The following is a 12,654-nucleotide window of genomic DNA, read 5'->3' on the forward strand; positions in this document are numbered from 1 at the left end:
CACTTCCTTGTTTATCATAACCTTTTGATTATATATCAAGCGTTGGTAACTGGTAATGCGAGCGGGTTAGGTTAAGTCGCAGTTTTCACATTCAAGGCAAAGAGCGCGAAACCACATTTAATGCATGAAAATGGAATATTATTCAGGCGGACAATATCATGTTTTTAACTTATGTTTTGTTGGTAAATGGTTAATATCACTAATATCTGGTGGTAATTACCAACACTGAACTACAAAAAATAGCTAGATTAATTTAACTTATTGATATTTAAAAAGTAAACGATTGGCACACCTATTGCGTATAAACGGTGAGTGTGAGAGGCCGTAACTTGCGAAAGTGGTTAAGTTTTTGTTAATTTTATTAACTTGCCATGGATAGTTCTTTTGTGATCGATAGTCACAAAAACAGCGGAAGCACGGCTCTTTTATAAAGTTGTCTATTTCAGATGCAAATATCTCACTGTTTGTCCGCGGGGAGTGTAAGGTCCAGTTACAAAATCTCGGATTTTTAACGTGGTCTTAAGGCGAATGCCTGATGGGGATGAATAGGAGAATACAAAAATAAAAAAGGATTTTTGATGTTAGCAAAACCAGTATTACGTTGGCTTTTACCCTTCGTCGTGATGGGGGGGGCTTATGCGGGCTATGCCGCTATTGCTGCGACCGCACCAGAAAAAGAGTCAACCAAAGACACCGTTACTGAACCTACAGTACAAACTTCTTCACTTTTTCCAACCGATCATAAAGTCGTAATCACCAGTCATGGTGAGATGGTCCCTTTTGAGAAAACCCACCTCGCTGCACAAGTCAGCGGTGAGGTCGTGAGTTGGCATCCAAACTTTGTCACTGGTGGCATCGTTAAACGTGGTGAAGTGCTATTCACGATTGAAAGTGATAATTACGAAGCGGCAGTACTCCAAGCTGAAGCCGGTTTAGCAAGCGCTCGTGCAGCTCTAATTGAAGAGCAAGCAAAAGCTGAGGTAGCGAAACGTCAAGCGAAGAAGTTAAGCGATAAACAAATTACAGACCTCTATTTACGCAAACCACAGGTGTTAAGTGCTCAAGCGCAAGTGAAGTCAGCGCAAGCAGCCCTGAAACGAGCAAAGCGTGACCTAGAAAACTGCAAAGTGGTAGCACCTTACGATGCTCTCGTTGTTGAACGCGACATCGGTGTCGGTCAATTTGTTTCTTCTGGTTCTCGCGTGGCTACGTTAAATAACATTGAAGTGGCAGAGATCCATGTTCCGATCGCAGGCTTTGACAGTGCGTTCCTTCCTGACTCCTTAAAAGAACTGCGAGCAACGGTGACTCAACAAGGTATTCTTTCAACAACGAGAGAAGGTAAGGTCGTTCGAGATTTAGGAATGATCGACAGCGCGACACGTATGATCAACATGGTCATTCAGGTGAAAGATCCTTATGGCTTAGATAACAAGCAGCCGCCGATTAAGTTTGGCTCGTATGTCGAAGTGAGTTTCACAGGTAAAGAACTAAAGCACATTTATCGCTTACCACAAGAGTTAGTGAAAAACCGAACGGTTTGGGTAGTGAATGGTGAAAATGAACTGCAACCAAGAACAGTAAACGTGCTTCGTGCAGAAGGTGAGTTTTTGCTTGTTGGGGAAGGCTTGGAGCAATCAGACATGCTTGTTCTGACTTTGCCTGAGTACCCGCAAAAAGGCATGGCAGTCCAAGTCGCAAAAAAGAATGACGACTCCGAAACCGTCGTACAGTAAGTAGGAGTCAATCATGGAAGAGAATCAACAAAAAGGCATTATTGCCTATTTTGCCAATAACTCTGTCGCTGCAAACTTAATGATGGTGTTCATCATCGTGATGGGCATCGTGAGTTTCTTATTCATTCAACGCCAAATGTTCCCGAATGTTGAGGTCAACTACATCAATATTCGTGCTGCTTATCCAGGTGCTTCTCCACAAGAAATTGAAGAGAGTATTTTGGTGAAAGTGGAAGAGTCGATTAAAGACGTCACCGGCATCAAAAAGACGGTCGCACGCGCATCCCGAGGCAGTGCGCATGTGTCGATTGAAGTGGATGTGAACGCGGACATCAAACGTGTGTTGGACGATGTAAAGCAAAGAGTGGACACCTTATCCAATTTGCCTGCGGGCATGGAGCCGATTAACGTTTATCAAGTGGAGTGGCGACAAGAAGTGATTGAGATGGGGTTAGTCGGGGACCGACCTCTTGAAGAGCTCAAACCTATTGCTAAACAAGTCGAAGATGAGCTTCTGCAACTACAAAACGTTATGTTGGTGGATCTCAGTGCGCCAGAGGAAGAGATTGCGATTGAAGTCGACCCACTTGTTTTGCGTAAGTATGATCTAACACTGAATGACGTGAGTAATGCGATTCGTCGCTATTCTGCTAACTTCTCCGCAGGTGAGGTGAAAACCAACGCAGGTATGATTGCGGTTCGTATTGAGAACCAGTATTACCATGGCGATGAATTTCGAAATATCCCCGTTAAACTCGGCGCAAATGGCGCTAAGGTGTTACTGCAAGACATTGCAACCATCAAAGATGGCTTCACAGAAGAAGATCGTTACTTTGAATATTCAGGTCAAAATGCAATTTACATGGCGGTTCAAGCCACGCGCGACCAAAACATCATTCCTGTTGCAGAGTCTGTTCGTAACTATATTGAAGCAAAGAACAAAACGTTACCTAGCGATATTCAGTTAAAAGTACTGGTTGATATGACCTATTATCTCAATGGTCGTCTCGATATGATGCTGAAAAACTTGCTTCAAGGTGCGGCGCTTGTAGCGATCATGCTGAGCGTGTTCTTGCGTTTCCGCTTGGCGATGTGGGTAATGTTAGGGCTGCCAGTGTGTTTCTTAGGCGCAGTGATGATGATGCCCATGCTTGGTATCACTGTAAATATCGTTTCTTTATTTGCCTTTATTATGGTACTCGGTATCGTTGTCGATGACGCTATCGTGACTGGGGAAAGTGCTTATAGTGAAATCGAAGAGAAGGGCGGTGGTGTCGAAAATGTTGTCACTGGCGTTAAACGTGTTGCTACACCAGCTACCTTTGGTGTGTTGACTACGATTGCGGTATTTGCACCTTTCCTGCTTTCTAGTGGTATTGATAGTGCCTTCTTTTATGGCATTGCTGGTGTTGTGATCCTGTGTCTTACCTTTAGTTTGATTGAATCTAAGTTGATTCTTCCGGCTCACTTAGCGCATACGAACTTCAAACCAATCAAACCAGATGGATGGCGTGATAGCTTTAACAAGCGTTTCTTTGGTTTTGTGAATGGTCCTTACCGTAGTTTTGTTAAAGCGTGTACGCATTGGCGCTGGACTGTATTTGCCTTCTTCTGTGGCTTGCTTCTTATTAGTGCAGCCTTGGTGAGTTCTAACTATGTGCGTGTGATTCCGAATCCAAAGGTACCAACGGATTATCCTGCGATTACGATTGAAATGAATGACACGGTATCGAGTGAGCAAACCATTAATGCGCTAAAAACCATTGAAGGTGTGATGCAAGAAATCGAAGATCAGATCATCGATGAATACGGTCAAGGTATGATTCGTGACGTGCTGTCTTACAATCGCAGTCGTACTGAAGGTCGCATTCTTGTGCCACTTGTCGATGAAGAATTACGTCCATTTAATACCTTTGAGCTTGCGCGTCGTTGGCGTGAAGCTATGCCTGTGATTCCGGGAATGAAGAGCTTTAAGATCCGTGAGCAAAGTGCAGGCGGTGGTGATCGTGATGAGTTTGGTTACTTATTGTTTGGTTCGGATATTAACGAGCTGAATGAAGCGGGTCGTTACTTGATTGGTCGACTGCAGCAAGAAGAAGGTTTGTATGACGTATCTTCGTCTATCGATTCCGGTAGCAAAGAAGTTCTACTATCACTTGCTCCAGTTGCTTACGACCTTGGTTTGGATCTGACGATGATTGCAGAACAAGTTGGTGGCAGTTTCTATGGTGGTGAAGCGCAGCGCATTATTCGTGATGGTGAAGAAATCAAAGTCATGGTGCGTTACCCGCAATTGACTCGTGAAGCGTTTTCTTCTTTACGCTATGCAGTGATCACGACGCCAGCAGGGAAAAAGGTCATGCTGGGTGATGTGGTTAAGATCAACGAACAACCGGGTGTGAGTAGCATTCGACGAGAAGGTGGTTACCAAACCGTTTACGTTTATGGTTCTATTGATGAAGAGTTGGTTGAACCTCAAGAAGTTGTGAAGGTAATTGACGACAACATCTTACCGGACATGAAGCAAGCTTTCCCGAGTGTGAAAACGGAATTGGGCGGTGATATTGAAGAGCAAGCTGCACAGCGTAACGAGCAAATCATGTTCTTCATTGCAGGCATGATCATCGTATACATCTTGCTGGCTGTGCCGTTGAAGAGCTATACCCAACCGCTGATCGTCATGTCGGTGATTCCGTTTAGCTTAACAGGTGCGATTTGGGGACATTTCTGGCTGGATATGGACATCAGCATGATGTCGACGTTTGGTTTGATCGCGGCAGCGGGGGTGGTTATCAATGATTCCTTGGTGATGACAGATTACGTCAACCAGGTGCGTGAAAAAGGCATGAGCATCAAGCAAGCAGTCGTTGAGGCTGGGTGTGCACGTTTCCGAGCGATCACGCTGACATCGATCACGACGTTTGCTGGTGTTTTACCCATCATGTTTGAAACCAGCTTGCAGGCTCGATTCGTTATCCCTATGGCAGTAGCCCTTGGTTTTGCAGTGCTGTTTGCTACTGTACTTACCTTGATTTTGGTGCCTTGTTTGTACCTGATGCTTGAAGACATTAAAAACATCTTCCGGGCAATCAAACGCTTTTTCGGGCGTGTGATGAGTAAGTTCAAGAAGCCGTCAGCGAATACAACTGGTAGAGAAAGTATGCAAAGCTAGTTTCACCTAGAACGAAATTACAAAGCAGTCTTCGGGCTGCTTTTTTTGTTCCTTAAGCGAACAGAAATGAACTTCCTATACTATAAATTGAGTGAATGGTTAAATATTCATAAATTTGCTTGGTTAATTTAACACTGAGTGTGTGAAATTCGCCACCGAGCAGATGGTAGAAAAATGATGTTTATTTTAAGTCATTGATATTAAAGGTTTTAAAAGTTGGCATTCTATGTGCAATGTATAGGATGCAACCCAATGAACTGCTAATCCCTAAGGAGCTTATTATGCAAAGCGTATTTCTATCTACTCTAGGTCTTATTGCTGTAATGTCATCACCAATCGCTACTGCTAACACTCTAGACAAAGATGAGTGGAGTGCAGATCTACGTCAAGAATTTACAACAATGAAGCATGAGGCAGTTGCGGACATTCAACAAATGAACATGGACGCCATTGATGAACGTGATGAGCGCATTGTTAAACACATCAAAGAACAACAAGCGCAGTTGGTAAAGATCAAGTGCCAGAAGATAGAGGCAACCAAATCTTAAGCTCTGACGTTAAAGATTCCGTGTTAGTCACAAGGAAGCGTGATTAACCAAAGTACATCCGATACAAGGGTGACGTGATGAATTATCGGCGTCAATCTTGTTGCTCTGTTTGCCAATCTATTTAACTAGGTTGGCTTTTTTGTGTTTACGAGTTAGTGAAAACGAACGATATATCTGGCGACATGATAGGCAACAGTAGTGAGTTGAAATAGTTAGAAAGAAAAAAGCCCGCGAAGAATACCTTCGCGGGCGAAAAAAGGGCACCAATTTGGGTGTCTATTCATTTTGGAGATGGTCGAACGTCCATATCATACTGACAATAGGCTTGGTGAGAGGCTTACCACCAGTGCGACCAACGGAGCTAAAGTTAACATTGTTGTAATCATTGTTAAAATGTTAATTCTTCAATCAATGATTTCATTATCGTTAGTTCAAATTGTGAATGTGTTGTCTGTGTGTGTTTTTACTGTGCTAAATGTCGTTTTTGATAATAAAACTTATCATAAACGCGGTGTCTGTCATTTGAATTAGTTATATAAAAGTCAACATATCGCATTCTCAATTGTTCATATTTGCACTTAATGCCTCATAACAACCTTTTAATTGTTACGTGTTTGTGTGGCTTTTAACGTTTTTCACTGAAAACAAAAAGAGCGACCTAAGCCGCTCTTGTTTGTTTTGATAAGGAAACTTATCGGATTGTTTTAGATCTCTTCGTGCTTATGAACTAGACCGAAGTCAGCCAAAATGGCATAAGCGGCAGGAATCATAAACAGTACCAACAACGTCGAGGCGAAAATACCAAACACGATAGAGATAACCAGAGGTTGGATAACTTGGGCTTGCAAACTGGTTTCCGTTAGCAACGGTAGCAAACCTGCAGCGGTTGTCATCGAGGTTAGGAATACGGCACGGAAACGTTCTCTACTCGCTTTAACGACAGAATCATGAACATTGTCACCTTCATCTACATGATGGCGTATGTACTGTACTAGCAGGATTGAGTCGTTTACTACGATACCAGCCAATGAGACAAAGCCCATCATGCTCGGCATACTTAAGGAATGCCCAAGCACAATATGCCCCCATACTACCCCGATAAAAGCAAGTGGGATCGCGAGCATGACTACAAACGGTTCCAAGTAACTGCGGAATTGGTAACTTAGGATGGCAAACACGCCAAATAACCCAAGCAAGAAGCCTTTGCCCATAGAGGCTCCGGTCTCGGCTGTGTCTTTAGCTTCACCTTCAAAGTCGAAACGTAACCCAGGGTACTTCTGCATCAATTTTGGCGCTTCATCTTGTTGGAATTGGCGAATGATAGCGGTTGAGTTTGCCTTGGTGTTGTCGGTATCACCAAATACGCTCACCGTGCGCAATCCATCAATACGTTGGATGCGTACGTAGTTGCGCTGGAAATTCAATGTTGCAATGGTCGCGAGCGGAATTTGGCTACCGTCTGGCAAGATAATCGGAAAGTTCGCCAACTGTTGTAAGTCGCCTGCTTGCGTTTTATCTAGTCGAACTTCTATCGAAATATTCTCAACGCCGACTTGGATTTCGTCAGCGGTTTGACCAAAAAATGCCGCACGTAGTTGGTTTGCAACAAGCTGACCATTGATGCCATAAGCTTCTGCGCCGGGACGCAATTTAACCAGAACTTCCTCTTTACCCATGCGCATGTCATCTAGCACGCCATGAACACCGTCAAATTCATTAAGATACTGTTGAATATCAATCGAAGCCGCTTTCAATGCATCAAGATCATCATGTTTTGCACGAATTTCTATCGCTCGACCACCCGGTCCCATCGTGGGCTGTTTGAATACCAGAGAGATGGGATCTGCGAGTTCTCCAATATCTTCACGCCATGCTGCGATAAAGTCATCAATGAGAGTGTTGCGGCTTTCTGCCCCTAACAAGTCCAATCTAACTGTTGCGATATGGGGACCTGATTCGTTGGCATCGGCATTCGCGTTGAATTGACTGGTTATGTGTAGTACGAGCGGATTACCGCCTTCAACTTTTTCAGTCCATTCTTTATCGAGCTTTTGCGCTGATGCGACGATCTTATCTACCACTGCCTCTGTTTGGGATAGCGAAGACCCAGGAGGAAGAATGATACGAGCTTCGGCAATATCACCGTCTAGCTCAGGGAAGGGCTGGAACTTAAGCAAACCGCCAATTAACGTTGCGGCAGAAATCAGCAGCAAAGTAATGACACTGCCCATGAAAGCGTAGCGATACTCAACCACTTTATCTACGGCATTAACCAGCGTGGTATTACGGAAGTTCTCAAAAGATGCCAGTAGCTTTTGTTTGAACTTTGGTGTGGTCTTTTCTTGTTTTTGTTTATGCAGTGAATGAGATAAGTGGTTGGGTAGAATCAAAAATGCTTCCACTAAGCTCAAGCTTAATACCAAGATAAGTACTTGCGGGACCGCCTTTAGCACTGCACCCATTTCACCTTGTAGAAACAGCAGGCTACCAAAGATGCAAACGGTGGTTAAGAAGGAAGAAATTACACCCGGTAAAACTTTCTTAACGCCTTTGATAACGGCGTCATCAATCTCTTCGCCTCGGTCAAGGTGAGCGGCAATGGACTCTGCTATAACGATTGCGTCATCCATCATGATACCGATCGCCATTAGCAAGCCGACTAAGGACATAATGTTGATGGATAGTCCAAGCTGTGCCATCAAAAACAAGCCACCTAAAAATGCAACAGGTAAACCGGCGGCAACCCAAAATGAATAGCGAAAGCTAAAAAACAACCACATCGTAGCGAAGACCAAAATGATACCTTGCCAGCCATTTTTGACCATCATAGTAAGACGATCCCAAAGCACTGACGAGAGATCATTGGTCATTTGTAGCATGACTCCGTCTGGCGCAATGGCTTGCTGTTCTTCCACAAATTGAGCGACACGTTCTTTAATTCTGAGAGCATCGTCTTCTTTGTTTTTACTGATCTTTAGAAGGGCAGAAGGGTGACCATCGAAGAGTACTTTCTGCTCATCTAATTCAAAGCGATCTGTAATCGTAGCGATGTCTTTTAAGCGAATGATTGAGCCATTCGGACCTGAACCAACAACAATAGTTTCTAGTTCTTCTGGCGTAACGCGGCGTTCGTCAAAACGAATCAGGAAATTTTTGTCTGGTGTTTCAACATTACCACTTGGTAACTTAACGTTTTGACGACCAATTTGCTCCGCAATATCACCCACACTCAGACCTAATTGTCGAATCGCTTGTGTATCAAGCTCTACCCTGTATTGATGATCCGAGAAGCCTGCCACATCGACCAAAGACACGCCGTAATCGAGTTTTAGTGTGCGTTTAAGTTGTTCGGCATACCCTTTTAATTCCGGCCAAGTCGTATCTGCAGTGATTGCCACATCAACGACAGGCTCGTTCCAGTCCAGTTCTTGAACTACGGGCGACTCAATTTCTTGTGGGAAGTCATTGATCGAGTTAATTTGAGTTTGAACGTCAACGAGCATGCGACCTATATCGGCGTCCTCATTTAACTTTAAGATGAGACGAGCTGACCCTTCAATAGCTTCACACTGAGTTTCTTCAATATTAGCGAGTCCATCTACGGCGTCTTCCATGCGAACACAGATACTCTCTTCCACTTCTTGAGGGGATGCTCCTGGATAAACCACGCCAGCAAGAATATAAGGGGGATCGAACTCCGGAAAGGTTTCTCGCTTGATGCCAGAGAGGGAAGAAATACCCAAGATAAGCAACGTCAACATCAACAAATTGGCTGCGGTTGGGTGTTTTGCAAAGAATCGGATCATGAGTCGGACCCCTCAGTCACCGTTTGGCTCTGCTCTGATGCTTCCTTCAACAACATGCCGTTGATAGCAGGCAACAGGTCATTAATGATTAACTTTTGACCTTGTTCCAAGGCACCTTCGACAACGACTTGGTTGTCGCGTCGATAGAGTACCTCAACAGTCACGATTTGAAGGCGGTTATCTTCACCCATCAGGTAGATCTTGTCTCCATGGAGCGCGCGTTCAGGAATAACCCAGCTTGGATTCTGTTGTCCTTCAATCAATGCACGTACAAACATACCGTTCACGAGAGGTGGTACAGACGTTGGTTTCAATGCTCGATAGTCTTGCTCAATCTCCAATATCACCCCAGCGGTGGCTTGGCTTGGATCCACCGTCTCGCTGATACGCGCGACTTTAGCAGACCAAGACGCAGATAGGTTGCCGCTATTAAGCTCAATAATGGCGTGGATAGCATTCATATCAGGTTGTGGGATACCTGACTCATCACGTACAAACTCACCGATGCTTGAAGCAAGGGTTTGCATATCATGTATCGACAGCTGGGCTTCAACTTCCATCACATCAATGCCATGCCCTGTGACCATAGTTTGTTGAAGGTTCACTACTTGATTTTGTTCTATATCCACCTGAGCAATGCGCAGATCATATGGGAGCGTGATGATGGTTTTATCAAGTGAACGTTTCGCCTCATCCACTTTCGAAGCGTTGACCTTAACTAACGCCTCAGCGACACGCCTCTCATCTGGCATCAAACCTATCTGATTTTCAATATCAAGCACCAACTTACGCTGAGAAAGCGCACTTTGCTCTTGTTGATCCACATCAGATTGCGATGTTAAGCCTTTCTTGCGTAGGTTTTGCTTACGAGCAAGTTCCTTGTTGGCGATCACTAAACGATTCGCTTCAATTTTGAGTGTGCTTTTTAAGTTCGCTTCTTCTTGGTTTAGCTTGGCCAGAGAGGTTTGTGCAGACTTAAGGTCGGCTTGAGCTTGAACCAGTTTTAATTCGTAATCGAGTGGATCGATCCTTAAGATCTCCGTTCCTGCTTGTAGTACTTGCCCTTTTTCCAATTGTGGGTGGCGATAAACTACTTTTCCAGTGACTTCGGCGATAGCCTTCCACTCAATTTTGGGTGTAATTTTTCCGAACCCAATAGCGATAGGTGCAATGGCTTTCAGTTCAAGAGGAACAGTTTCGACTAACCTTGCGCGATCCCCCGCAGGTTTTACTGGCAAATCTGGTTTGAGGTTAATTGCCAAGAGCAGAATGACGATCCCGGCAGAAAGGGCAGGAAAGAACAGCAATTTTTTATTCATTTTCATATTGGTCGCCCGAGTCTAAGAGTCCATGTTTCATCAGTTGTATGTTGTGTTCGAACAATCGGTTCAAGAATGCTTCTGAGAGTTCAATACCGTGTATGGCGAGCAGCGCTGGTGGTGCCATAAAAGGGAAAACCATTAAGCTGATATAAGAGACACGACAAAGTTGCGGGTCAGCTCCCTTTCGCAGAACACCACTGTCGACCAACTTATCGAAGATAACCCCTTGCATTGGTTGGCTGATGTCGGCAAATACTTTTTCAAGTAACTTTCGTTGAGTTTCGGAAGGAGGCATGTGCATGACTTGAGCTATTAAGCGAGGAAACTGCGGCACTTTGATCATTTCTCGGTAATAGGTACGCATTAAGTCGAGAAAATTTTGCTCACTGCTGTCTGATACGAGAGCTTGCAATTGCTTCTGCATGGGTGACAGTGTCTCGCGCAGCATCGTTTCAAATAGCCCTTCCTTATTTCCAAAGTAGTAACGAATCATCGCGACATTCACTCCAGCCTTTTGTGCGACCAAACGAGTGGATACTTTGTCGTAGGCCATGATGGTGAAGAGCTCGCGTGCGTGGAATATTAACTTTTCACGAGCATCAATTTGGTCTGTGGGTCTTCCTGCCTTTCTTTGAGCTTTTGTCACCGTCGCCTCTCAAAATATTAAACATTTGATTAATTATAAGACGGCGATTGGTTATACGACATACGAAAAATTCATCGCTATTTAATCAATTGATTAATTTGTGATGAAGTCGACTTCGAGCAACGAGAGGAGCATGACGACTCGCAGTATGAGTAAGCTAACACCAATGAAAACGATATGTTTCTCAATAAGATATAATTCCCTAGTCAATCGAAAAATCAGTATTTCCTCTTCATAACCATCTCGAACTGAATCTGTTTTCAATTACCATGCTGCGTTAATGATGCTTATTGCGTGAGATGAAGATGATACATAAAACACTAACTAAGCGCGGAAAAATTAGTAATCATCAAAGAGTCTCTACCGACCCTTCGTTCGTGTGGTCTTTCTATAGTCAGATTTAACGTGTCCTAGTAAGTGAGAAATGTTGAAACGATTGAAAATATCACCTTTCATCGATTTATATTTAGTTGAGAATATGGATAAAATTAATTGTAGTCATTCAGTTTCTTTGATTAGTTTTCTTTTATATGACTGAAATTTTACAACGAGTATTTATTATAAAATTAGTATGAAAATAAAATTTTTAGATCAATTGAAAGATGGTTTTAGAGGAGCGCCAGAATTCTCTAGCTTGTTTTATCATGCGTTTCAAGTTGATGATCTAGTTATTTTATTTGAATGCCCAGATAACATATTTGAAGGTGCAGTATACGAGAACAAGATTGAACTAAATAATTTTAATATCAATTCAGTTAACGAAGATCATGATAGTATAATTAAGCTGGCTTATGTTAATTTTTCTTTTAGTAGAGTTATTTTTAACCCTATAGCACCTGTAAATAAACAAGGTGATCTTTTCGTTAGGTTAGGAATAAAATCAATAGATAGTCATGTGAAAACAACAGAACAACTATCAGATTATTTAGAAAAAGAGTATTTTGATTTTTATCACGACCCAAATCCAAGTTCGGATTCTAAACGTGGATATCATACGGAGTTAATGAAAAAATTTATAAAAAGAGCTAATCGTCAATGGGGAGAATACCCAGAATCTGAAGAAATGATATCAGAAAAAAGACAATACCTTATCGATGGCTTTTACCGCGGCTATCCCCCAATAAAGTGTAAAAATGTAAAAATAGGAAAGCACTCGTTTTCAAAGTATTTAGAAGGAAGTTTAAAGTATAAAGGGGAGTTTAGTCGAGTATATAATGTAATCATCAGAGATGGGTTCTGTCTACGTATCGAGTTTTGGTACGCAACTCAATATGGCTACCCTAAGAAAAAATTTTTGAAATGGATTGAAAGAGCTGACGAAACATTTGAAAAAGAAGTGCTGAAACGATTAGAAATATCACCTTTTATCGATTCATATCTAGGCAATAATTGGAGGATTGAATAATGTTTTGAATGATTATATT

At 42.9% G+C, this 12,654-nt stretch carries 7 protein-coding genes; 4 read left to right on the top strand and 3 right to left on the bottom strand.

Annotation, left to right across the window (positions count from 1 at the left end):
- Positions 1 to 578 precede the first annotated feature (578 nt).
- The 3 genes from ABMY42_RS01180 (at position 579) to ABMY42_RS01190 (ending at position 5,456) form a co-directional block, all read left to right on the top strand.
- Positions 579 to 1,736, top strand: a complete 1,158-nt coding sequence (locus ABMY42_RS01180) for an efflux RND transporter periplasmic adaptor subunit (RefSeq protein ID WP_009697217.1) — start codon at positions 579 to 581, stop codon at positions 1,734 to 1,736.
- Positions 1,737 to 1,749: 13 nt separating this feature from the next.
- Positions 1,750 to 4,908: an efflux RND transporter permease subunit gene (locus ABMY42_RS01185; protein WP_029790151.1), complete on the top strand. Its 3,159-nt coding sequence runs from the start codon at positions 1,750 to 1,752 to the stop codon at positions 4,906 to 4,908.
- Positions 4,909 to 5,189: 281 nt separating this feature from the next.
- Positions 5,190 to 5,456, top strand: coding sequence for a hypothetical protein (locus tag ABMY42_RS01190; RefSeq protein ID WP_005449840.1), 267 nt, complete (start codon positions 5,190 to 5,192; stop codon positions 5,454 to 5,456).
- A gap of 704 nt (positions 5,457 to 6,160) precedes the next feature.
- Here ABMY42_RS01190 and ABMY42_RS01195 read toward each other — a convergent pair.
- Genes ABMY42_RS01195 through ABMY42_RS01205 form a run of 3 tightly spaced genes read right to left on the bottom strand, consistent with a single transcriptional unit; the run spans position 6,161 to position 11,230 of the window.
- Positions 6,161 to 9,262: an efflux RND transporter permease subunit gene (locus ABMY42_RS01195; protein WP_079324982.1), complete on the bottom strand. Its 3,102-nt coding sequence runs from the start codon at positions 9,260 to 9,262 to the stop codon at positions 6,161 to 6,163.
- Positions 9,259 to 10,587: an HlyD family secretion protein gene (locus ABMY42_RS01200; RefSeq protein WP_274877494.1), complete on the bottom strand. Its 1,329-nt coding sequence runs from the start codon at positions 10,585 to 10,587 to the stop codon at positions 9,259 to 9,261. The genes ABMY42_RS01195 and ABMY42_RS01200 overlap by 4 nt, the downstream gene beginning before the upstream one ends.
- A complete protein-coding gene (locus tag ABMY42_RS01205; RefSeq protein WP_005449834.1) occupies positions 10,574 to 11,230 on the bottom strand; it encodes a TetR/AcrR family transcriptional regulator in 657 nt (218 codons plus the stop codon). Before ABMY42_RS01205 ends, ABMY42_RS01200 begins: the two co-directional genes overlap by 14 nt.
- Positions 11,231 to 11,801: 571 nt before the next feature.
- Here ABMY42_RS01205 and ABMY42_RS01210 point away from each other — a divergent pair.
- Positions 11,802 to 12,635, top strand: a complete 834-nt coding sequence (locus ABMY42_RS01210; protein WP_187993501.1) for a DNAase — start codon at positions 11,802 to 11,804, stop codon at positions 12,633 to 12,635.
- Positions 12,636 to 12,654 lie beyond the last annotated feature (19 nt).

It is taken from the genome of Vibrio sp. SSH13-20 (genome assembly GCF_040104475.1).
Classification (GTDB): Bacteria; Pseudomonadota; Gammaproteobacteria; order Enterobacterales; family Vibrionaceae; genus Vibrio; species Vibrio harveyi.

What these genes read in the sequence shown, in the direction of transcription:
- ABMY42_RS01180 (WP_009697217.1), top strand. Translation starts at nt 579, where the DNA reads ATGTTAGCAAAACCAGTATTACGTTGGCTTTTACCCTTCGTCGTGATG.
- ABMY42_RS01185 (WP_029790151.1), top strand. Translation starts at nt 1,750, where the DNA reads ATGGAAGAGAATCAACAAAAAGGCATTATTGCCTATTTTGCCAATAAC.
- ABMY42_RS01190 (WP_005449840.1), top strand. Translation starts at nt 5,190, where the DNA reads ATGCAAAGCGTATTTCTATCTACTCTAGGTCTTATTGCTGTAATGTCA.
- ABMY42_RS01195 (WP_079324982.1), bottom strand. Translation starts at nt 9,262, where the DNA reads ATGATCCGATTCTTTGCAAAACACCCAACCGCAGCCAATTTGTTGATG.
- ABMY42_RS01200 (WP_274877494.1), bottom strand. Translation starts at nt 10,587, where the DNA reads ATGAAAATGAATAAAAAATTGCTGTTCTTTCCTGCCCTTTCTGCCGGG.
- ABMY42_RS01210 (WP_187993501.1), top strand. Translation starts at nt 11,802, where the DNA reads ATGAAAATAAAATTTTTAGATCAATTGAAAGATGGTTTTAGAGGAGCG.